This window comes from Bradyrhizobium cosmicum (genome assembly GCF_007290395.2).
Classification (GTDB): Bacteria; Pseudomonadota; Alphaproteobacteria; order Rhizobiales; family Xanthobacteraceae; genus Bradyrhizobium; species Bradyrhizobium cosmicum.
This window is the reverse complement of sequence record NZ_CP041656.2, coordinates 3,912,818-3,933,831: the sequence shown is the minus strand read 5'-3', so window position 1 is coordinate 3,933,831 and position 21,014 is coordinate 3,912,818. Positions and strand designations below refer to the sequence as shown.

The 21,014-nt window shown below is 65.0% G+C and carries 18 protein-coding genes, 2 tRNA genes and 1 pseudogene; 19 read left to right on the top strand and 2 right to left on the bottom strand.

Annotated features, from left to right (window positions below):
• The first annotated feature begins 4 nt into the window (after positions 1–4).
• The 6 genes and pseudogenes from FNV92_RS18930 (at position 5) to FNV92_RS18905 (ending at position 3,769) form a co-directional block, all read left to right on the top strand.
• Positions 5–745, top strand: coding sequence for a tRNA-uridine aminocarboxypropyltransferase (locus FNV92_RS18930; RefSeq protein WP_143845114.1), 741 nt, complete (start codon positions 5–7; stop codon positions 743–745).
• A 118-nt stretch (positions 746–863) separates the two neighbouring features.
• Positions 864–1,661, top strand: coding sequence for an ABC transporter permease (locus FNV92_RS18925; protein WP_015686213.1), 798 nt, complete (start codon positions 864–866; stop codon positions 1,659–1,661).
• Positions 1,662–1,824: 163 nt separating this feature from the next.
• Positions 1,825–2,427 (top strand): annotated as a pseudogene (locus FNV92_RS18920) (ABC transporter ATP-binding protein); the annotation flags it as partial.
• Between the two features lie 96 nt (positions 2,428–2,523).
• On the top strand, positions 2,524–3,273 hold the full coding sequence (locus tag FNV92_RS18915) for a class I SAM-dependent methyltransferase (protein ID WP_143845118.1): 750 nt from the start codon (positions 2,524–2,526) through the stop codon (positions 3,271–3,273).
• Between the two features lie 84 nt (positions 3,274–3,357).
• Positions 3,358–3,431: transfer RNA gene (locus FNV92_RS18910), tRNA-Cys, on the top strand.
• Positions 3,432–3,622: 191 nt separating this feature from the next.
• Complete coding sequence (locus FNV92_RS18905; RefSeq protein WP_015686210.1) at positions 3,623–3,769, top strand: hypothetical protein; 147 nt, start codon at positions 3,623–3,625, stop codon at positions 3,767–3,769.
• 79 nt (positions 3,770–3,848) lie between these two features.
• On the opposite strand, the gene FNV92_RS18900 is transcribed toward FNV92_RS18905, so the two are convergent.
• Positions 3,849–4,058 carry a hypothetical protein gene (locus tag FNV92_RS18900; RefSeq protein WP_015686209.1) on the bottom strand — a complete coding sequence of 70 codons (210 nt, stop codon included), beginning with the start codon at positions 4,056–4,058 and terminating at the stop codon, positions 3,849–3,851.
• 264 nt (positions 4,059–4,322) lie between these two features.
• Between FNV92_RS18900 and FNV92_RS18895 the strand changes: the two genes are divergently transcribed.
• The 13 genes from FNV92_RS18895 (at position 4,323) to FNV92_RS18835 (ending at position 20,297) form a co-directional block, all read left to right on the top strand.
• A complete protein-coding gene (locus FNV92_RS18895; protein ID WP_015686208.1) occupies positions 4,323–4,583 on the top strand; it encodes a hypothetical protein in 261 nt (86 codons plus the stop codon).
• Positions 4,584–5,037: 454 nt separating this feature from the next.
• Positions 5,038–5,919 carry an ABC transporter substrate-binding protein gene (locus FNV92_RS18890; protein ID WP_416377760.1) on the top strand — a complete coding sequence of 294 codons (882 nt, stop codon included), beginning with the start codon at positions 5,038–5,040 and terminating at the stop codon, positions 5,917–5,919.
• A gap of 88 nt (positions 5,920–6,007) precedes the next feature.
• A complete protein-coding gene (locus FNV92_RS18885; protein WP_143845120.1) occupies positions 6,008–7,630 on the top strand; it encodes an amino acid ABC transporter permease/ATP-binding protein in 1,623 nt (540 codons plus the stop codon).
• A gap of 49 nt (positions 7,631–7,679) precedes the next feature.
• A complete protein-coding gene (locus tag FNV92_RS18880; protein WP_143845122.1) occupies positions 7,680–8,921 on the top strand; it encodes an acetamidase/formamidase family protein in 1,242 nt (413 codons plus the stop codon).
• Between the two features lie 179 nt (positions 8,922–9,100).
• Entirely contained in the window at positions 9,101–11,437 is a 2,337-nt protein-coding gene (locus tag FNV92_RS18875) for an acetamidase/formamidase family protein (RefSeq protein WP_168213823.1), read from the top strand.
• Between the two features lie 17 nt (positions 11,438–11,454).
• On the top strand, positions 11,455–11,838 hold the full coding sequence (locus tag FNV92_RS18870) for a RidA family protein (RefSeq protein ID WP_143845126.1): 384 nt from the start codon (positions 11,455–11,457) through the stop codon (positions 11,836–11,838).
• Between the two features lie 991 nt (positions 11,839–12,829).
• Positions 12,830–13,198 carry a hypothetical protein gene (locus FNV92_RS18865; protein ID WP_143845128.1) on the top strand — a complete coding sequence of 123 codons (369 nt, stop codon included), beginning with the start codon at positions 12,830–12,832 and terminating at the stop codon, positions 13,196–13,198.
• Positions 13,199–13,331: 133 nt separating this feature from the next.
• Positions 13,332–13,406: transfer RNA gene (locus FNV92_RS18860), tRNA-Asn, on the top strand.
• Positions 13,373–13,801 (top strand): hypothetical protein, encoded by a 429-nt coding sequence (locus tag FNV92_RS18855; RefSeq protein WP_143845130.1) that lies wholly within the window; start codon positions 13,373–13,375, stop codon positions 13,799–13,801. The genes FNV92_RS18860 and FNV92_RS18855 overlap by 34 nt, the downstream gene beginning before the upstream one ends.
• A gap of 137 nt (positions 13,802–13,938) precedes the next feature.
• Positions 13,939–14,601 (top strand): protein-L-isoaspartate O-methyltransferase family protein, encoded by a 663-nt coding sequence (locus tag FNV92_RS18850; RefSeq protein ID WP_168213824.1) that lies wholly within the window; start codon positions 13,939–13,941, stop codon positions 14,599–14,601.
• Positions 14,602–14,805: 204 nt separating this feature from the next.
• Positions 14,806–16,197, top strand: a complete 1,392-nt coding sequence (locus tag FNV92_RS18845) for a TolC family outer membrane protein (RefSeq protein WP_015686197.1) — start codon at positions 14,806–14,808, stop codon at positions 16,195–16,197.
• Between the two features lie 304 nt (positions 16,198–16,501).
• Complete coding sequence (locus FNV92_RS18840) at positions 16,502–17,293, top strand: PopZ family protein (protein ID WP_168213646.1); 792 nt, start codon at positions 16,502–16,504, stop codon at positions 17,291–17,293.
• A gap of 127 nt (positions 17,294–17,420) precedes the next feature.
• Complete coding sequence (locus FNV92_RS18835; protein ID WP_143845134.1) at positions 17,421–20,297, top strand: valine--tRNA ligase; 2,877 nt, start codon at positions 17,421–17,423, stop codon at positions 20,295–20,297.
• A gap of 2 nt (positions 20,298–20,299) precedes the next feature.
• Here the strand turns inward: FNV92_RS18835 and FNV92_RS18830 are convergent, their stop codons facing one another.
• Positions 20,300–20,902 (bottom strand): DNA-3-methyladenine glycosylase, encoded by a 603-nt coding sequence (locus FNV92_RS18830; protein ID WP_143845136.1) that lies wholly within the window; start codon positions 20,900–20,902, stop codon positions 20,300–20,302.
• Positions 20,903–21,014 lie beyond the last annotated feature (112 nt).

The window sequence follows — 21,014 nt, the reverse complement described above, 5'->3', positions numbered from 1 at the left end:
GACCATGTCGAACCCCACCGCCGCCGCGCCGGCCGAGCCGATCCCCGAATGCCCGCACTGCCAGAAGCCGATGCCGCTGTGCATCTGCGACAGTGTCATCCCGATCGAAAAGAGCCGCCTCGGGCTCCTGATCCTCCAGCATCCGCAGGAGCAGGACAGGGCGCTCGGCACCGCGCGGCTGTTGGCCCGGCATTTCGCCAAGGCGACGTTGCGGGTCGGCCTGTCCTGGCCGAGCCTGTCCAAAGCGCTGGGGCAGCCGATCGAGAACGCCTCGCATTGGGCCGTGCTCTATCTCGGCTCGGCGCGTGCCGCAGACCTCGAGGCTGAAGGCGAGATCGTGGCGCTCAACCGCAAGGGCGAGGTCGCGGACAACCAGCGCGCGCTTCTCGGCAAGCTGGAAGGCGTGGTGCTGCTCGACGGCACCTGGAGCCAGGCCAAGGCGTTGTGGTGGCGCAATCCCTGGATGCTGAAATGCCAGCGCGTGATCCTCAATCCGGCGCATCCCTCTCGGTACGGACGCCTGCGCAAGGAGCCGCGCAAGGACGGGCTCTCCACCATCGAGGCGGCCGCAGCGATCCTGGCAGGTCTCGAGAAGCGCCCCGACATCGCGCAGACTCTGAACGCCAGTTTTGAACGGATGCTGACCCGTTACCGCGAGGTCCAGGCGGAAATGCCGGAATTGGCGCCGAAGCCGCCGGTGAAGGACCGTCGCCGCGGGGTCCGGCGGGGCAAGAAGCGGGCCTGACTTCAGCCCACATCAGCCCTACGGTTGATTGCCCTGCTTGGAGCGGGCCGATAGAGAGCGTCGGCCAAAACGCCCGCGATCTGCTATCCTGTCGCGGTATCGGAATGCCGGGAGCGGAATGGGCAGTCGTATTCAGCTCGCAGTGAATGAAATCCTCGCACAGGTGACGCGGCCCGACCGGTGGGGCACGCTCGCGCTGATGGACATTTCGCTGCGTTACCGGCGCACCGTGATCGGCCCGCTCTGGATCACGCTGACATTGGCCGCGACGATCGCCAGTGTAGGCACGGTCTATGCCACCCTGTTCAAGCAGAACATCGCCGGCTTCCTGCCGCTGTTCGCGGTCGGCCTGATCGTCTGGACCCTGATCGCAACCACGCTCCAGGAAGGCTCCGGCATTTTCGTGGCCTCCGGCCACCTGATCAAGGCGGTGCCGGCGCCGCTGATCGTGCATGTCCTGCAGATGATCGCGCGCAACGTGCTGATCTTCGCCCATCATCTGGTGATCGTGGTCCTGCTCTACGTCGTGATGCCATGGCCGCTGCACTGGGACATGCTGCTCGCGGTGCCCGGCTTTGCGATCCTGCTCGCCGTTCTCCTCGGCGGCTCGGTCGCGCTCGGCATGCTCTGCGCGCGCTTCCGCGACATCGGGTCGGCCATCGTCAGCGGCCTGCAATTCATCTTCTTCCTGACGCCGATCATCTGGACCGAGGACGCCGTGCGCGGCACCGCATTTCACTGGCTGATCCGGGCCAATCCATTCGCGACCCTGCTCGATCTCGTGCGCAGGCCGCTGCTGTCGCTGCCGACCGACGCGGAGCAATGGCTGCTCGGAGTGTTCTATGCGGCGGTCGCTTGTGCCATCGGCCTTGGCTGCTACGCGCGCTACCGCCACCGCGTGGCGTATTGGCTGTGAGGCGCGCATGAGCCCTGCTGCCCACATCGTCCTGCGCAACGTCTCGGTGACCTTTCCGGTGCTGTCGTTCCGCGACCGCTCGCTGCGCAGCCGGTTCGTCAGCGAGGTGACGCGGCGGCGCAAGGCGACGGTCCCGCACATCATCAGCGCCCTGAACGACGTCAGCCTCGACATCCGCGCAGGCGACCGCCTCGCCATCATAGGCGGCAATGGCGCCGGCAAGACCACCTTGCTGCGGGTTCTCGCCGGCATCTACCATCCGACCGCGGGCAGCGTGGACGTGCTCGGCCGCTGCCTGTCGCTGTTCGATCTGTCGGCCGGCATCGACGAGGAAGCGACCGGTTACGAGAACATCATGCGGCGCGGGCTCGTGATCGGCGCGCGTCGCGCCGAGATCGACGCGCGGCGCGCGGAAATCGCCGAGTTCACCGAACTCGGCGACCGGCTCGACCTGCCGTTGCGCACCTATTCCAGCGGCATGATGCTGCGCCTGATCTTCGCCGTCGCGACCGCGGTCGAGGGCGAGATCGTGCTGCTCGACGAATGGATCGGCGTCGGCGACCAGCAGTTCCGGAAGAAAGCGCGGCAGCGGCTCGACGAGATCGTCGCACGCGCCGGCATCCTCGTGCTGGCCTCGCACGACGTCGATCTGATCAGGAGCACCTGCAACCGCGCGATCCTGCTGCAGGAGGGCCGTATTGCCGCGGCCGGCGCGATCGAGGATGTCCTCCAGCGCTATCTCGCCGGCACGGGGCCGGCGGGCTGATCGCCGGCGTATCATTTCTGTCAACAAAGCCGATTACAGAACCGTCACGCAGTGAACGGTGCGCATGCGGCGCGTCGTATCGACTGGTGGGGCCAGATGGCTGACGCGGTTGGAACGCACTTCTCTCCGGAGATTGCGGCGGGCGGGTTCTCGCGGGTCGACGGCACGGTTCAGTTCTGGCAGCGGGTCGGCGCTTTGATCGGCCCTCAGTCGGTCGTGCTCGATTTCGGCGCCGGGCGCGGCGCCAAGCAGAGCGAGGACCTCGTCTCGTACCGGCGTGGCCTGTTGTCGCTGAAGGGGCGGGTGCGCGATCTCATCGGGGTGGACGTCGATCCCGTCGTCATAACCAACGAGGCGCTCGACCGCGCGTTCGTGATCACGCCCGACGGTGAGCTTCCGATCCCGGATCAGTCGATCGACGTCGTCGTCTCGGATTTCGTGTTCGAGCACATCCAGGATCCCGCCATGGCGGCGCGCGAGCTCGACCGCGTGCTCAAGCCCGGCGGCTGGATCTGCGCGCGCACGCCAAATCGCCACGGATATATCGCCCTCGGCAACCGGCTGATCCCGGACAGCCTGCATGCCCGCATCATTCGCTCGGCCCAGGACGCGCGGGAGGAGAAGGACGTCTTTCCAGCCGTGTACCACCTGAACTCGACGAGCGCCTTCAGGCAGCACTTTCCGGCCTCCCGCTACGATCTCTACGTCATTCCGTGGGACGCGGAGCCGGCCTACTATTTCGGATCGAAGCTGTTCTATTCGCTCTTCCTGGCGATCCAGCACTGCACGCCGGCGCCATTCAAGACGGTGCTGATGGCGTTCATCCACAAACGTCCTGTGGAGTGACCAGGCGCGGTCCGCTCGGGCGCCGAAATCAGACGAAGGCGGTTGCCTAAAGCCTTCATCCCCTATAATGCTCCGCCCTTACGGGGCCACGTGGCGGAGTGGTTACGCAACGGTCTGCAAAACCGTGTACACCAGTTCAATTCTGGTCGTGGCCTCCATCGCAATCCTCTGATATTCCAGCATAATTTGGCGCAGTCGTGAGTTTCGCGGCGCGCGCGGGCTTGGCTTGCCGCATGGCCGCCACCGGGTTTGCCCGGGGCTTGCCGGAAACCTCCGATTCAGGCTCGCTGGCATAGAGTTCGCATCTGCGAAGTGATGCAGTCCCCATCACCCGAGCGCTGGAGAGCACGTGGGCGACATCGTCCGATTTGTCCCGAAATCCGAGCTGGAGCGGGCGCGCCTCATTCGCGAGGCCCGTGCGATCTATGACAGCATCTTTCCGCCGGCCGAGCCTGACCGGGCGCCGCAGGACGGCGAGGAGCGCGTCAAGACCTGATCGCGCCGGCGCCTGCGAAGGGCATGGCATAGGTTGTACCGCCCGCGAGGCGGGCGCATTCGTTTACGGTGAAGCGGCCTCAGCAGGCCGCGTACCAGCCGTCCGGAAACGGCAGCAGGGGCCAGGCGCCCTCGTTGTCATTGGCGGCCTTGGGCGTCGCGACGAAGCTCCACGAGCGGGGCACGAATTCCTCCTCCGGCGCGAACGCCAGATCGTCATGGACCAAATCTTCGTAGACCATGGCGTCCTGAACGGCATCCAGCAGCAAATTGAATTCGGCTTCGCTCATCACACCCTCCGGAACGCGGATGGCGCAATGTCGCAAAGCCGGTTTGTTTCCCGATTGAGCCGATCGTTTGCATTTTAACGATCCGGCGATCAGGTCCCGCTTGGTTAGCGATCTCTAAAGATTTCCGGCAAATCCCCGATGGAACCCTAGTCAGGCGGGGCCGGCGGCCCGTGTGAATGAGATCACATTCTCAGCGGTTTATTTCTCTTAACCCCTTCGTGCACCGGCCAATGGAGGCCGGGCAGGGCGGACGGGAGAGCGGTCATGAAGGCAAGGTTCTTGCGGTTTGCGGGTGTGAAAAGCCGGGCGCGCCGCGCCTCGACGGTCGGGCTGTTCCTGACGCTGTTTGCCTCCGCCGCTCACGCTCAGGGCACGGCCGAGCAGCGCCGGGCCTGCACGCCCGATGTCTACCGGCTCTGCGCCGGCGAAATCCCCAACGTCCGCGCCATCACTGCCTGCCTGCGCCGTAACCGCTCAAGCTTGAGCGAGGCTTGCCGCAGTGTGTTCGACCAGGCCGGCGGCTGACATGGCGGGTCTGTGGGTTTGTGCGCAGCAAGTGGCTCGCGCCGGCTCGCGAATCCGGCATAGTCAGCCTGTGGATATGCTGCGGACAGGCTGTGGACGACGAGTATCTGTTTCGAATGCCAGGCGCAGGTCTGCCCTTGGGCCGTCATATCTCCGTTCAATGGTCACACCAAATGGTTCGCTCATCGTGCGGATGATTGCGGTGCATTGAACTATTTGATTCCTCCGAATTCGGAATCGCTTGCCGCGGCGCCCCTCATGTCCGAACAGTTTTTGGGCAGCCGCCTGCCCAAATGACGGGCTCCCTCCATCCAATTTTTTGTACGCCCGCGGACAAGCTTTCCGGTCCGCTCTCCACCTAGGCTCGCTTCCGAGATCTGGAACATGGCCGTTGCCATGACAATCGAAGGAGCTGGAGATGGAGAGACGGGTATTTCCGCAGGCGCAGCGGGGGATGTCGCGCGCATTGCCGTGGCGCAAGGTCGCACTCGGCGCCACCATCGCTGTCGGCCTCACAGCCGCAGCACCGCTGAGCGCGCAGGCTGCGGCACCCGCCGCCTGCGCCGCGCTCCAGGCCAAATATCCGGACTGGAAGGGCAAGACGCTCGTCAACGCCATCAACCCGCACACGCCGGGCTACGAGACGATCGATCCGAAGGACCCCAGCAAATATATCGGCTTCGACATCGATCTCGGTGAAGCCATCGGCGAATGCCTCGGCTTCAAGCTGACCTACAAGCCGGTGACGTTCGCCGCACTCCTGACCACGCTGGCCGCGGGCCAGGCCGACATCGTCATCTCCGACATCTATGCCACCAAGGAGCGCGCCAAGGCGGCCGACTTCATCACCTACTCGAAGGTGTTCGACGGCGTCCTTGTCGCCAAGGGCAACCCGAAGGGCATCACCGGCATCAACATGTCGATGTGCGGAACGGCCGCGGCCGAAAACACCGGCTATGTCGAAGTGCCTCTGATCCAGGCGCTGATCCCCGAGTGCAAGAAGGCCGGCAAACCCGAGCCGACCATCCAGCTCTATGACAACAACGCCAACTGCATCCAGGCGATCCTCGCCGGCCGGGCCGACACCTACATCAACGACGTCAACACCGTCGACAGCGCGGTGAAGGCCTATCCGGACAAGCTGGAGAAGGCGATCGCGGTGACGATCCCGTATTCGGTCGGCATCGCCGTGCCGAAGGACAAGCCGAAATTCCGCGACGCCGTGCTCGCCGCGCTGATCGAGGTGCAGAAGGCCGGCACGCACATGGAGCTTCTGAAGAAGCACGGGCTCGACGTGAACAACTTCAAGGAGCCTGACATCCTGACGGCCGACTAGAGCGCGGTTCACCTCTCCCCGACGGGGGGAGGTGACCATTGTCATCGCCTTCGACCGAATCTGATCCCGCTTCGAGGACTGCCGACTGATGTCGCTGTTCTTCCACTATCTCAGCATGCCCTACCTGCTCGAGGGCATCGAGCTCACCCTCGAGGTGACTGCCCTCGGGCTCGGCGGCGGATTGATCCTCGGATTGATCCTCGCCGGCATGCAGCTCTCGCGCTTCTGGATCCTGGCGGCGATCGCCAGGGCCTACACCGTGATCTTTCGCGGCACGCCGCTGATCCTGCAGATGGTGTTCGCCTACGACGCGCTGCCGCATATCGGCATCAAGTTGCCGGCGGTGCTGGCCGCCGGCCTCGCGCTCGCCTGCAACGAGGCGCCGTTCATCGCCGAGATGCTGCGCGCCGGCGTGCTCGGCGTCGATCGCGGGCAGGTGACGGCTGGCCAGGCGCTCGGCATGACGCCGCGAATCTTGATGTGGCGGGTGATCGCGCCGCAGGCGATCCGCACCATGATCCCGGCCTTCGGCAACGAGGCCGTCAGCGCGCTGAAGAATTCCTCGCTGGCCTCCGTCGTCGCGGTCCAGGAGCTGACGCTGCGTTCGACCCAGCTGGCGTCCTCGACCTTCGACTTCTTCTCGATCTTCTTCGCCTCGGGTCTGCTCTATCTCGTGCTGACCTTTGCGATCAGCGTCATCCAGCTGTTCGTCGAATGGCTGCTCGATCTCGACCGCGCCAAAGGCCGCCAGCGCAAGCTGGCCGATTACCTGCCGTGGCGCCGCGTCGACCTCGCCACCAAGCTCGAACTCGCTGAAGCGACCGTCGCCGATCCCCAACCCGTGCAGGCCGAGCCTGCCGACACGCCGCCGCTGGCACTGACCCGCGAGGAGCGCACCCGGCGCGCCGTGACGATCGCGCGCAACAACATCGCGGTCGAAGCCAGGGATCTCACCAAGAGCTACGGCACGCAAAAGGTGCTCGGCGGCCTCGATCTGACCGTGCGCGTCGGCGAGGTCGTGGCGCTGCTCGGGCCCAGCGGCTCCGGCAAGAGCACGCTGCTTCGCTGCATCAATCATCTCGAAAGCTGGGACGGAGGCACCGTTCGCGTCGGCGGCCGCCGACTCGGTTTCGACGACGACGGCAAGCTGCTGTCGCCGCGCGCGATCGCCAACGAGCGGGCCACCGTCGGCGTCGGCATGGTGTTCCAGCAGTTCAATCTGTTCGCCCATCTCTCGGCCAAGGAGAACATCGCCGGTCCCTTGCGCTGGGTCCATGGCATGACCCGCATCGATGCCGACCGCCGCGCAGCCGAATTGCTGGAGCGCGTCGGCCTGACGCATCGTGCCGACGCGCTGCCGCGGCATCTCTCCGGCGGCCAGCAGCAGCGTGTCGCAATTGCCCGCGCGCTCGCGCCTAACCCGAGCGTGCTGTTGCTGGACGAGCCGACCTCGGCGCTCGATCCCGAGCTCGTCAACGAGGTGCTGGAGGTGATCCGGCGCCTGGCCATCGACGACGGCCTCACCATGATCATCTCGACCCACCAGATCCGCTTTGCCGACGAGGTCGCCGACCGCGTCGCGTTCCTGAGCGGCGGCAAGATCATCGAGGAAGGGCCGGCGCACGAGGTGCTCACCAATCCCCGCAATCCGCTGACGGCACGTTTCCTCAGCGTCATGGAGGCCGACAAGGCTCCGGAGGCGGTGCGATGAGCGCCGCGCCCACAAGGTTCAAGACCGCGTTTCCCGAAGAGGCCACCTCATGAAGCATTTCACGCTGCCGGTTTCGCCGAAGACCGTCCACTGGGGCTATTTCTCCAAGAAGGTCGCTCCGGCCCTGACGCTGCGCTCGGGCGATCGCGCCACCATCGAGACCCTGACCCATCACGCCAACGATGATTACGAGCGCATGATCGCGGGCGATCCCGGCGCCGAGAGCGTGTTCCAGTGGACCCGCGAGCACAAAGCCGTCGCGCGGCGCGGCTCGGGCCCAACGGAAGGCCCGTTCATCCGCGGCGCAGGCGAGGGGATCGGCGTGCATCTGCTCACCGGTCCGGTTGCGATCGAAGGCGCCGAGCCCGGCGACATCCTCGAAGTGCGCATTCTCGACGTCCGGCCGCGGCCGAGCTGCAGCGCCTGCCATGCCGGCCGCTGCTTCGGCTCCAACGTCGCGGCCAACTGGGGCTTTCACTACCACGATCTGATCGAGGAGCCGAAGCCGCGCGAGGTCGTCACCATCTTCGAGCTCGACACCTCGGGCGAGCCCTACGCCAAGGCCGTCTACAACTACGTCTGGACCCCGCAGACCGACCCTGATGGCATCGTGCATCCGACCATCGACTATCCAGGGGTCCGCGTCGATCACGCCACCATCACCAAGCGCGAGAACATTCTCTCCAGTGTGAAGGTGCCGGCCCGTCTGCATTTCGGCACCATGGGCCTCGCGCCGTCGGAGGCCGATTTCGTCAGCTCGATTCCGCCGAGCTATACCGGCGGCAACATCGACGACTGGCGCATCGGCAAGGGCGCGCGGATGTTCTATCCGGTCGCGGTCCCCGGCGCCTATTTCTCGGTCGGCGATCCCCATGCCGCCCAGGGCGACAGCGAGCTCGGCGGCACCGCGATCGAGACCTCGCTGACTGGCGACTTCGAATTCGTCCTGCACAAGAAGGCCGATCTGGCCGGCACCAGTCTCGAAGGCCTCGACCATCCCATGCTCGAGACCGATCAGGCCTGGTCGTTCTACGGCTTCACCTATCCGAACTATCTCGCCGCCCTCGGCGCCGGGGCACAAACCGAGATTGCCAATCACAGCAGCCTCGACCGTGCGATGCGCGATGCGTTCCGCAAGCTCAGGCGGTTCCTGATGACCGTGCACGGCCTGAGCGAAGACGAGGCGATTTCGCTGCTGTCGGTCGGCGCCGATTTCGGCGTCACCCAGGTCGTCGACGCCAATTGGGGCGTCCACGGCACGATCCGCAAGAACATTTTCCGATGCGACTAGTCCGCAGCCCGATCCTTACAGGCTACGCAGCGCACTGGGTCCTAACACTTTGAAGGGCAGCCCATTTCCCGGATGAACACGTGACCAGCGAACCTCATCTGCGCCCCGTCGCTGCGACGGACGATCGCGTGCGTCTGGCACAGAGGTTGCTTCGATCCACCGCAACCTGGGTCGATCCAATGAGCTTCCGCCCCTTCACAAGCGAGTCCTACGCGCAAGACGACCGCCCTGAAGCCTGGCGGGACGTGCTGGCGGCGGTCGGCCTGCAACCGGCTACCGGTCATTCCTTTCTCGACGGACACGCGACGGCATCGCATCGTCATGCCGCCGGCATCGCATTGACGCGAATGGCGGCGGGCGCGCAGACCATCGGTCCGCTCTCGCAATCGGTCGAAGACCTTCCGATCGCTTTGATGCCGGTCGAGGACGGCATGGTGCTCAAAAGCGCCGGCGGTCATCGCATCGTTCCCGTCGGCCATCTCGCGCTGCTGCCGCGGAGCGGCGACTGGAGCATTGTGTTCCAGCGCGACATGCGCGCGATCGTGCTGTCGGTGACCTCGGAAGCGCTGCGCGGCCGGCTCTCGGGCAGGCCGCGTCTCGGCGAGCCCCGCGTTGTCCCGCCGAGCGGCTTCGCCGACGTGTTCGCGCGTCTGCTGGACGCGACCGCGCGCTCGCTCGACAGTTTGAGTGATGCCGAGTGGAATTCGGTCGCGCACTCTCTCGTCGATCTGCTTTTGACACTCGCGCATCAACTGGCGGCCTCGACCTCCGACGCAGGGTCCAGCGCGACCCAGGCCGCGCTGCTGCACCGGATCTGCCAGACCATCGAGCGCCGGCTCGACGATCCCGAATTGGTGCCGGCGCGCGTCGCGCAGGCCGAAGGAATCTCCGAGCGTTACTTGCAGAAGCTGTTCGAGACGGTCGGCGACAATTTCACCCATTACGTTCGGGAGCGCCGGCTTCAGCGCGCCTGGGCGGACCTGTCGAACCCGAGTGAAGCGCATCGCTCGATCTCGGAGATCGCCTACGCATACGGCTTTGGGGATTCCGCGCATTTCAGTCGGGCCTTCCGCCATCGCTTCGGCCTGCCGCCGCGCGAATTTCGCCAGCAGGAGGCGGAGCGGGCGACGGTGCAACACGGCGTGGCCGGTCAGCGCGGCTGGCCGCAGGACGCACTGGCGCAGCTTCGCGCGCATCAGGCGGGCGCGGAGGCGCGCGGCGATGTCTTGCGCGCCGGCTCCGACGAGCCGAGGACGGCGGAACGCAAGCACCACCATCTTCCGATCGAGGCGAGCCGTGTTCACTGGGGCTATTTCAGCCGCTCGCTGCAGCCGCAGCTCGAGATCGCATCGGGCGATACCATCACCATCGAAACGCTGACCCAGCACGCCTCCGACGACCCCGAGCTGATGATTGCGGGCGACGCCGCCGCCGAAAGCGTGTTCGGCTGGACCAGGGCGAGGAAGAACGTGGATCGCCGCGGCGCCGGACCGATGGACGCCAGCGTGTTCGGCCGCGGCGCCGGCGAAGGCTTTGGCGTGCATATCTGCACGGGGCCGGTGGCGGTGAAGGATGCCCAGCCTGGTGACGTGCTGGAGGTGCGCATCCTCGACATCGTGCCGCGCGCGAGCCGTCATCCGCAACATTCAGGCCGCGTGTTCGGCTCCTCCGTCGCGGCCTGGTGGGGTTATCACTACGGCGAGTTTCTCGCAGGGCCAAAGCCGCGCGAGGTCGTGACGATCTACGAGATCTTCGACGATGCGGTCGCGCCGCACGCCCGTGCACTCTATTCCTACCGCTGGGAGCCGCAGACCGATCCGTCCGGCGTCGTGCACGCCACTTACGACTATCCCGGGATTCCCGTCCTGCCCGGCACGGTGAAGCGCCGCCACGACGTGCTCGACGGCATCCGCATTCCCCTGCGTCCGCATTTCGGCGTGATCGCGGTGGCGCCGCGCGAGGTCGATTTCATCGACTCCGTGCCGCCATCCTATTTCGGCGGCAATCTCGACAATTGGCGGCTGGGGAAGGGGGCGACTGTCTATCTTCCGGTTTCGGTCCCCGGTGCGCTGTTATCGGTCGGCGATCCCCACGCCACCCAGGGTGACGGCGAATTGAGCGGCACCGCGATCGAATGCTCGATGACGGGCACGTTCGAGGTGATCCTGCACAAGAAGGCCGATCTCGCCGGCCGGCCCTTCGCCGATCTGTCCTATCCCCTGATCGAGACGGAGACCGATTGGGTGCTGACCGGCTTCAGCCATCCCAACTACCTCGCCGAGTTCGGCGCGCAGGGCCAGAGCGAGGTCTACGCAAAATCCTCGCTCGACCTCGCCATGAAGGATGCCTTCCGCAAGATGCGCCGCTTCCTGATGAACGTGAAGGGGCTCAGCGAGGACGAGGCGATCGCGCTGATGTCGGCCGCGGTCGATTTCGGCGTCACCCAGGTGGTCGACGGCAATTGGGGCGTGCACGCGATCATCAGCAAGCGCCTGTTCCACCAGGACGCCTCCTAAACCCAAGGACAGCTCGAGTGAAATTCCACATGATCAGCGGCGGACCGAAGCCGGTCGCGCCCTTCAGCCACGCCGTCGAGACCGACGGCTTCGTCTTCGTCACCGGCCAGATGCCGGACACGCCGCAAACGCCAGGCGTGCTGCCTGATGGCATCGTCGCGCAGACCAGCGCGGTGATGGAGAACCTGAAAGTCGTGTTGGCCGGTCTCGATCTCGGCCTCGAGCACGTCGTGATGACGCGGATCTACCTGACGCGCTTCAAGGACGACTACACGGCGATGAACGAGACCTACCGGACGTACTTCCCGCAGGATCGCTTGCCAGCCCGTACCTGCGTCGGCGTCACCGGACTTGCCTATGACGCGCTGATCGAGATCGACCTGGTGTGCCGGCGGCCGTGACGGTCGGTAGGGCGGATTAGCCCTGCGGCTGTGCGAAGCGCAGGCGCGGGGCGTAATCCACCGCTTGAGTCTCCGCAGCGGCGGAATTGGTGGATTACGCTTCGCTAATCCACGCTACGGACCTACGATACCTTGTGTTGCCCGACGGGCAAAACACACAAGTCGCGGGTCAATCTCACCGTACGAAAATATTCCACTTTACCGAAATTCGGCTTTGGCGTATTCGTGCCTCACCTCACCCCGGTCAGAGGGGCTATCGCGATCGTCACGAAACGTGGGGTGGGCTGCGGTGGACGCAGGCGGCATCGGCGCGACAGGCATCGCAGGGCGGGCAACCGTGAGCGAAGGCCATTGCGCACACGACCGGTGCGATCTGCGTACGGCAAAACCGTGTGGTCCTGGCGCCCGCAGGCTGGCGTCAAGCGTTGCGGTGATGTGTGACGCCCGACCGGGCGCGTGCATCGGCAGCCGCAAGGCGACGGGGGCAATAGTGCATCGCTCCCCGGGGAGAGCCCGGCATAAGCCGTCAAACCACTGCGCAGGGAAGGCCGGATGTTTGGCTTCACCTGTATGCCGCTGTGCAGCCTCTCGTAGCGCAACCTTCGCACAGTGGACCGTGGGTGCCCGGCCGGCACCCGGTCTTCCCTGCGCCCTCTGACATCCGAGGGTGTCGAGACCAAGCAAAGCTCGGGCGACATGCGCCGCGAGATCGCAGCGTCATGTTCGCGCGCTGCGCTGCCTGCAGCTCGCGGAGACGACAAATGCCTCGATCCATGAATGCCCATTCATTGCTGCGGAGAATTCGAATCGCTATGACCCGGCGCGTTGCACGTCTCGCGTCGTGCAACGAACCGGAGCGCTGATCGACGGCGTGTTGTGCTTCTCGATCACGCTCCGGACTGACCCTTCGAGGCAACGTCATGTGTTGCCGCGGCGCCTGCGCCGATCGACGCCAGGCACCGGAGCCTGTTTCGATCGGGAGAATTTCAATATGAAGTCTTTTCTGTCTGCTCTGTTCGCGGTCGGCCTCGCGGCTGCCGCTACGCCCTCGTTCGCCGCTGACTCCCGCAATGTCACCGTCGTCAACGAGACCGGCTATGCCATCAAGTTCCTGGGCTTCAATGCGCCGGACGACGGCCTGGACGAATGGGACAACGAGCTCGACAAGGTTTTGCAGAATCAGGCCAGCACCTATGTCGAGTTCGACGAGGACGACGAGGGCTGTGTGTGGAACATCCGCGTCGACTGGCAGAACTATGACGAGTCCGTGCTCTGGAAGAACGTCAACCTCTGCAAGTTCACCGCGCTTCGGCTGCGTTACGATTCCGGCACCAAGACCACCTCGTTCGTCGCCGAATAGACCAGCTTGACGCAGGCCCGGGGAGGGCCGTCGGCTCCTTCCTCGACGCGTTGCGGAAGATGACGAATTCGTCCTTTGCAAGCGCAAGCGGCTTTGTTATACGCAGCCGCGCGCGAACGTCGGTTCGCTGCTTTCCTCGGTAGCTCAGCGGTAGAGCATCCGACTGTTAATCGGATGGTCGCTGGTTCGAATCCAGCCCGGGGAGCCAAATTCATCAATAAATTGAATGATTTGATGCTGCGTCCTGATGTGGCGCGCGATGCGGTTCGGGTGATCGTTCAGGATGATCCGCGCTCAAGTCCTCTGCAGAATCGCGTTCAAGCAGATGTGTGTGGCAGCGCCACCGCGGTCATCCGGGCGGCGCCAAATCGACTTAATTCGAATCGAGCTTTGCCGGGCCGGACCCTTACGGAGCTGATTCCAATGCCCGACATCCAGATCGACCGCCCCCACCTGGCTCCCTCGATTCTGCCGGCCGACCTTCCCGAGCTCAGCGACGATGAATGCATCGCCTGTCTGGCGCGTGCGGTCGAGACGCCCGATTCGGCGCGCCTGGACGAGGTCGCGGCTCTGATAGGCCGCCTCGCGGTGACGATCGAATAGTCCATCGGGCCCGATGCCCCGCGTTGCGGAAGCCGTTGGCTGATCGGGCCAACGGCCATGTTGCGTTTTGGCCGGGCATGTTCCAAAGATGCCGCCAACTTTCGTCCGCGGCGTCGTCCGCATTTCAGGGTCCGCAAATGTCCGGTTTCTCGACCGCGCGCCTCAAAATGGTCGATGGCCAGGTGCGCACCAGTGACGTCACTGATCGCAATGTTCTCGATGCCATGCTTACAGTTCCGCGCGAAGTGTTCGTGCCGGAGTCCCGACGGGCATTGGCCTATCTCGACCTCGATCTCGATGTGAGCGAAGCTGCCGCCAAGCGCTTCCTGATCAAGCCGCAGCTGACCGGCAAACTGCTTCAGGCCGCCGAAATCGGCGAGGCGGACAACGTGCTGGTGGTCGGTTGCGCCACGGGCTATCTCGCCGCACTGACGGCCAAGCTCGCCCGCCAGGTCACTGCGACCGAATCCGATTCGGCCCTGGCTGCCAAAGCCGGGGATGCCTGTGCCTCCCTTGGGCTCGCCAACGTTACCGTCAAGGCGGCGGCCTGTGCCGAGGGCTATCCCTCCGCTGGTCCCTATGACGTGATCATCCTCAATGGCGCCGTCGAGGTGACGCCGGAAGGGCTGCTGGGGCAACTCAAGGACGGCGGCCGTCTGGTGGGGGTGTCTGCCGAATCCAGGCCGCCACGGGCCATGATCGTGACCCATACCCACGGCGAATTCGGCCATCGGGCGCTGTTCGATGCCGCGGCTCCGGTCCTTCCCGGGCTCGAACGGGCCGCCGCCTTCGTCTTCTGACGGCCGACCCTGTTAAAATCCCGTTCTGAATCAGAAGTGTGGCCGGGATGCTGCACGTGAAGAGTTTCCACTGGGAACTCCCTTGAGGTAGTTCCGTCGCGCCCATCCGCGTCCTATGTTGCGACGGGGCAACGACTCCACTCGGTTGACGATAACCCGGCTCGCGGGCACGAGCCGGGCGTTAGAATGAACGGAATTTCAGGGATGCATGGGGTGAAGCTCTTCACCGGAGCTGCGGTTTCGGTCCTGCTGCTGGCGATGGCCGGGTCGGCGCCTGCCTTGGCGGACACGATCGAGGCCGCGCTGGTGCGTGCCTATCAGAACAATCCGCAGCTCAACGCGCAACGCGCCCAGGTGCGCTCGACCGACGAGAACGTGCCTCAGGCTTTGTCGGGCTACCGCCCCAAGGTCAATATGAGCCTCGGCACCGGGTATCAATATCAGGATATTCAACAGACGCAGAAGGGCTTGCCGATCCATAGCGATCCCCCCCTTCAGCCCAACAGCGCCAGCCTGACCATCAACCAGACGCTCTACAACGGCAATCAGACCGCCAACAGGACGCGCGCGGCGGAGAGCCAGGTCTCGGGATCCCGCGAAGCCTTGCGTGTGCTCGAGCAGACGGTCCTGCTGCAGGCTGCTACGAGCTACATGGATTATCTGCGCGACTCCGCGACTCTGGAAGTCCAGCGCAGCAACGTGCGCGTGCTCGAACAGACGCTCAAGCAAACGCGCGATCGCTTCAACGTCGGCGAGGTCACGCGCACGGACGTGGCGCAATCCGAAGCGCAGCTGGCTGCCGGCAGGACCCAGGCCCTGACCGCCGAATCGAATCTCACGACGACGCGCGCGAACTTCCGCCGCATCATCGGCAATGAGCCGACGAACCTTGCCCCGGGCTCCCCGGTCGATCGTTTCCTGCCCAACACGATCGCATCCGCGGTCAATCTTAGCCTGGTGGAGAATCCCAACGTCACGGCTTCGATGTACGGCATCGACGTCAACTATCTCCAGGTCAAGATCAACGAGGGCGCGTTGCTGCCCACGGTCACGGTTCAGGCTGGCGTCACCCAGGCGTATCAGCAGAGCCTGACGGTGTTCCGAACCACGACCGCGTCTGCGATCGCGACAGCTTCCGTGCCGATCTTCCAGGGCGGTGCAGAATATGCGCTCATCCGCCAGTCGAAAGAGAACCTGGCGCAGCAACGCCTCAATCTTGAAACCACCCGCGATCAGACCCGCGCCAATGTCGTGCAGGCCTGGGGCCAGCTGGAAGCCGGCAAGGCGCAGGTGAAGTCCGCGCAGGCGCAGGTGACGGCGTCCGAGATCGCGCTGAACGGCGTGCGCGAGGAGGCCAAGGCCGGCCAGCGCACCACGCTCGACGTGCTCAACGCGCAGCAGGCGCTGGTGAACGCGCGCGTCGCGCTGGTCACGGCCCAGCATGACCGTGTGGTGGCGTCCTATTCGGTGCTCAACGCGGTCGGTCGTCTGGCGCCGCAGGTTCTCGGTCTCAACACCACGGTCTACGATCCCAGCGTCCACTACCAGCAGGTCCGCGACAGCTGGGCGGGCGTGCGTACGCCCGACGGACGCTAAACTCCCGTAGTCATCCGGTCGGCCTCGCAAACAGCCGAAGCCGACCGGTGCTCTGCTTGCAATCATCAAAATCCCTGACATAGCCTTGCCAAGAAGATGCGGGTCGATTCGCCCCGCACCCGATGTCGTGTGCGTAAAGTTTGAGTGCTGAGGGCAGGGCGCACCGCCGCACGTTGGGCCGTGAACTGGGGACAAGTGGGGTTGCAGCGACGAAAATGTCGGGGCGTCCGTCCGGAACCGGCCAATCCTGTCGTGCTTGGTGTAAAATGACGCATGCGAGGGCGTTGATCATGTGGAGTCGGAGATGACGCAGCCTGCAAAGGTCACAGAACCCTCGATGGAGGAGATTCTGGCCTCGATCCGGCGCATCATTGCCGACGATGAGGCCAAGCCGCCGCCGGCGGAGGCCGCCAAGCCCGCACCAGCTCCCGCCGCGCCGGCACCGAAGCCGCAGGCGATGAACGACATTCCGCCCTCCAAAGTTGCCGCCGCCAAGCCTGCTGCTGAAAAGCCTGCCGCTGAAAAGTCCGCGCCGCCACCGGCTGCAAAGCCGGCTCCTGCGCCGCCCCCGCCACCCGCACCGGCGGCGGAGGCGTCCAACAACCAGGATGACATCGACGCGCTGCTCGCAGGGCTCGACGTGGCGTCGCCGGCGCCCGAGGTCCGTGCTCCAGAACCTGAGCCGGAGCCGGAGCCCGAGCCTGACGTGCTCGAACTGACCGACGAAATGGTGATGGACCCGACGCCGGCTCCGCCGCCGCCGAGCTTCCGCAGGGTCGAGCCGCGCGACGACCTGGAATTCGCCGAATCGCCGCCGCGCCCGACGCCGCCACCCTCCTATGCGCCGGTGGATTTCGATGCACCGCCGCTGCCGCCACAGCAGCCGATGCTCGCGCAATCGACCGTCTCTGCGGTCGAATCCGCCTTCAATTCCCTGGCCCACACGGTGCTCAGCAGCAATGCGCGGACCCTGGAGGATCTGGTCAAGGAGATGCTGCGTCCGATGCTCAAGTCCTGGCTTGACGACAATTTGCCGGGCCTCGTTGAACGCATCGTGAAGGCCGAAATCGAGCGAGTTTCGCGCGGCGGCAGGTAGGGCAGGCCGCAGAGCCCTCATAAAGCCCCGCTTGCAGGTCATCGTCGGATACCCGACCGGGCCCGGAAGCCTCGTTGCCGCTGAGCTTTCCGTTGACTTGGCCCCCGCACGCGGCTTTCTAGCGCCCATGATCGAGAAAAATTACCAGCCCGCCGATATCGAAGCCCGCATGTCCGTCGTGTGGGAGGACAGCCTTGCCTTCAAGGCCGGCCGCCCCGACCGCCGCGACGCGGTGCCCTTTACCATCGTGATCCCGCCGCCGAACGTCACGGGCTCGCTCCATATGGGGCACGCCCTCAACAACACGCTGCAGGACATCCTGTGCCGGTTCGAGCGTATGCGCGGCCGCGACGTGCTGTGGCAGCCCGGAACCGACCATGCCGGCATCGCCACCCAGATGGTGGTCGAGCGGCAGCTGATGGAGCGTCAGCAGCCTAGCCGCCGCGAGATGGGCCGCGAGAAATTCCTGGAGCGGGTCTGGCAGTGGAAGGCCGAGAGCGGCGACACCATCATCAACCAGCTCAAGCGGCTCGGTGCCTCCTGTGACTGGTCGCGCGAGCGCTTCACCATGGACGAGGGCCTGTCCAAGGCCGTCATCAAGGTGTTCGTCGAGCTGCATCGCGACGGACTGATCTACAAGGACAAGCGGCTGGTGAACTGGGACACCAAGCTGTTGACCGCGATCTCCGATCTCGAAGTGCAGCAGACCGAGGTGAAGGGCCACCTCTGGTATCTGCGCTATCCGATCGAGGGCAAGACCTTCAACCCCGAGGATCCCACGAGCTTCATCGTCGTCGCGACGACGCGCCCGGAGACCATGCTCGGCGATACCGGCGTTGCCGTGCATCCCGAGGATGAGCGCTATCAAAAGCTGGTCGGCAAAAACATCGTCCTGCCGCTGGTCGGCCGCAAGGTCCAGATCGTTGCCGACGACTATTCCGATCCGGAGAAGGGCTCGGGCGCGGTCAAGGTGACGCCGGCGCACGACTTCAACGACTTCGAAGTCGGCAATCGCCACGGCCTGCGCCGCATCAGCGTGCTCGACAAGGAAGGCTGTCTCGATCTCCTCGACAACGAGGACTATCTGCGCGACCTGCCGGAAGGTGCCTCGCAATTCGCAGAGGAGTTTCACAAGCTCGATCGCTTCGTTGCGCGCAAGCGCATCGTCGAGCGTCTCGAGTCGTTCGGCTTCGTCGAGCGGATCGAGCCGCACACCCACATGGTACCGCACGGCGACCGCTCGGGCAGCGTGATCGAGCCCTACCTGACCGACCAGTGGTACGTCGACGCCAAGACGCTGGCCAAGCCGGCGATCGCGGCGGTGCGTTCGGGCGAGACCTCGTTCGTGCCGAAGAACTGGGAAAAGACCTATTTCGAGTGGATGGAGAACATACAGCCCTGGTGCATCTCGCGCCAGCTCTGGTGGGGTCACCAGATCCCGGCCTGGTACGGTCCTGACGGCAAGGTGTTTGTCGCCGAGACCGAGGAAGAGGCCGTCAGCCACGCGCTCGGCTATTACGTCGAGCAGGAGGTCATCACGGTCGAGCAGGGCCGTGAGATGGCGCTCGACCGCAACAAGCGTGAAGGCTTCATCACGCGTGACGAGGACGTGCTCGACACCTGGTTTTCCTCGGCGCTGTGGCCGTTCTCGACGCTCGGCTGGCCGGAAGATGCGCCCGAGGTGCAGCGTTATTACCCGACCAATGCGCTGGTGACCGGCTTCGACATCATCTTCTTCTGGGTCGCTCGCATGATGATGATGGGGCTGCACTTCATGAAGGAAGTGCCGTTCTCGACCATCTACATCCACGCCCTCGTCCGCGACGAGAAGGGCGCCAAGATGTCGAAGTCGAAGGGCAACGTCATCGACCCGCTCAGTCTGATCGACGAATATGGTGCGGACGCGTTGCGCTTTACGCTGGCCGCGATGGCGGCGCAGGGACGCGACATCAAGCTCGCGACGAGCCGCGTCGAGGGTTACCGCAACTTCGCGACAAAACTCTGGAACGCGTCCCGCTTCGCGGAGATGAACCATTGCGCCGTGCCCGAGGGGTTCGAGCCGGCCAAGGCGAAGGAGACGCTGAACCGCTGGATCGCGCATGAGAGCGCGCACACCACGCGCGAGGTGACCGAGGCGATCGAGGCCTATCGCTTCAACGATGCGGCCGGCGCGATCTACCGCTTCGTCTGGAACGTCTATTGCGACTGGTATGTCGAGCTCGCAAAACCCGTGCTGCTCGGCCCGGACAGCCCCGCCAAGGACGAGACCCGCGCCATGGTCGCGTGGGCGCGTGACGAGATCCTGAAGCTGCTGCACCCCTTCATGCCCTTCATCACCGAAGAGCTGTGGGAGGTGACGGCCAAGCGCGACGGCCTGCTGGCTCTGGCGCCATGGCCGCTGAAGCCATCCGAGCCGACGCCGGAGCAACTCGCGATGCTCGCGGCAGCTGCCGGGCCGACCGATCCGCTGATCTCGCCGGTCTTGATCATGCCGATCTTCGACCATGCCGACTTTACCGATCCCAAGGCGGAAGCCGAGATCGGCTGGGTGATCGACCTCGTCACGCAGATCCGCTCGGTGCGCGCCGAGATGAACATCCCGCCGGCAACATTGACGGCGCTGGTGCTCTCTGGCGCCTCGGCTGAGACGAAGGAACGCGCGCCGCGCTGGACCGACGTCATCAAGCGCATGGCGCGCTTGTCGGAGATTTCCTTCGCCGACCGCGCGCCCGACGGCGCCGTTCAACTGCTCGTCCGCGGCGAGGTGGCAGCGTTGCCGCTGAAGGGCGTGATCGACGTTGCGGCCGAACGGACGCGCCTCGACAAGGAGATCGGCAAGGCCGACGCCGACATCAAGCGCGCCGAGTCCAAGCTGGCGAACGAGAAATTCGTCGCCAACGCGGCCGAAGAGGTCGTCGAGGAGGAGCGCGAAAAGCGCGAGGCGGCGCTGGCCCGCAAGGCCAAGCTGCTCGAGGCGCTGGAGCGGTTGAAGCAGGCATCGTAGGGTTATTTTGGGAACGGCTTGCTCAAAAACTTCGAGCCCTTGACGCCGTAGCGCCAGGGCAGCTCGACCGCCTTGGTGATGCCGATCCGGATGCCGGCCACAACCTCGACGTCTTCCGTCCGCGCATGCAGTGCGATCGGCGGCCGGTCCAGCGGCAGGGCGTTGTGCGCGATCGTGATGCCCAGCGCCTCCGTCAGCTTGCCCGGGCCCGAGCACAGCGCATGCACATCGACCGCATGACGGCGCCGGCGCATCGCCGCCAGGCCATGCGTCGGCTCCAGCGCGCGGATCAGCACGGCGGCGGCCGAGCCTTCGTCCTCGCAGACGAAGTTCACGCACCAGTGGATTCCGTAGGAGCGGTAGACATAGGCAAAGCCGGGCGGGCCGAACATGATCTGGTTCCGCGGCGTCGGGCCGTTGTAGGAGTGCGCCGCAGGCTCGGTATGATGATAGGCCTCGACCTCGACGATGATCCCGCCGACGCCGTCGACCAGCATGGTCGTGCCGATCAGATCGGGCGCGACCTCGTGGACGCTGCGGTCGAAAAAGCCGCGCTTGAGCTGCTTGCCGAGCCGTGGTGTGGAAGTCTTCGAGGCTGGAGCCATTCGAGGTGAGAATCGCCTGAGAACAGAGCAGGATAATGCCCATATCTGCCATGATCCCTGAAGCGGGGCGAGCCGGGTTGCGATGCCGGGCCAGACCGACTAGGTAGGACCT

What these genes read in the sequence shown, in the direction of transcription:
- FNV92_RS18930 (WP_143845114.1), top strand. Translation starts at nt 5, where the DNA reads ATGTCGAACCCCACCGCCGCCGCGCCGGCCGAGCCGATCCCCGAATGC.
- FNV92_RS18925 (WP_015686213.1), top strand. Translation starts at nt 864, where the DNA reads ATGGGCAGTCGTATTCAGCTCGCAGTGAATGAAATCCTCGCACAGGTG.
- FNV92_RS18915 (WP_143845118.1), top strand. Translation starts at nt 2,524, where the DNA reads ATGGCTGACGCGGTTGGAACGCACTTCTCTCCGGAGATTGCGGCGGGC.
- FNV92_RS18900 (WP_015686209.1), bottom strand. Translation starts at nt 4,058, where the DNA reads ATGAGCGAAGCCGAATTCAATTTGCTGCTGGATGCCGTTCAGGACGCC.
- FNV92_RS18895 (WP_015686208.1), top strand. Translation starts at nt 4,323, where the DNA reads ATGAAGGCAAGGTTCTTGCGGTTTGCGGGTGTGAAAAGCCGGGCGCGC.
- FNV92_RS18890 (WP_416377760.1), top strand. Translation starts at nt 5,038, where the DNA reads ATGTCGCGCGCATTGCCGTGGCGCAAGGTCGCACTCGGCGCCACCATC.
- FNV92_RS18885 (WP_143845120.1), top strand. Translation starts at nt 6,008, where the DNA reads ATGTCGCTGTTCTTCCACTATCTCAGCATGCCCTACCTGCTCGAGGGC.
- FNV92_RS18880 (WP_143845122.1), top strand. Translation starts at nt 7,680, where the DNA reads ATGAAGCATTTCACGCTGCCGGTTTCGCCGAAGACCGTCCACTGGGGC.
- FNV92_RS18875 (WP_168213823.1), top strand. Translation starts at nt 9,101, where the DNA reads ATGAGCTTCCGCCCCTTCACAAGCGAGTCCTACGCGCAAGACGACCGC.
- FNV92_RS18865 (WP_143845128.1), top strand. Translation starts at nt 12,830, where the DNA reads ATGAAGTCTTTTCTGTCTGCTCTGTTCGCGGTCGGCCTCGCGGCTGCC.
- FNV92_RS18855 (WP_143845130.1), top strand. Translation starts at nt 13,373, where the DNA reads ATGGTCGCTGGTTCGAATCCAGCCCGGGGAGCCAAATTCATCAATAAA.
- FNV92_RS18850 (WP_168213824.1), top strand. Translation starts at nt 13,939, where the DNA reads ATGTCCGGTTTCTCGACCGCGCGCCTCAAAATGGTCGATGGCCAGGTG.
- FNV92_RS18845 (WP_015686197.1), top strand. Translation starts at nt 14,806, where the DNA reads ATGCATGGGGTGAAGCTCTTCACCGGAGCTGCGGTTTCGGTCCTGCTG.
- FNV92_RS18840 (WP_168213646.1), top strand. Translation starts at nt 16,502, where the DNA reads ATGACGCAGCCTGCAAAGGTCACAGAACCCTCGATGGAGGAGATTCTG.
- FNV92_RS18835 (WP_143845134.1), top strand. Translation starts at nt 17,421, where the DNA reads ATGATCGAGAAAAATTACCAGCCCGCCGATATCGAAGCCCGCATGTCC.
- FNV92_RS18830 (WP_143845136.1), bottom strand. Translation starts at nt 20,902, where the DNA reads ATGGCTCCAGCCTCGAAGACTTCCACACCACGGCTCGGCAAGCAGCTC.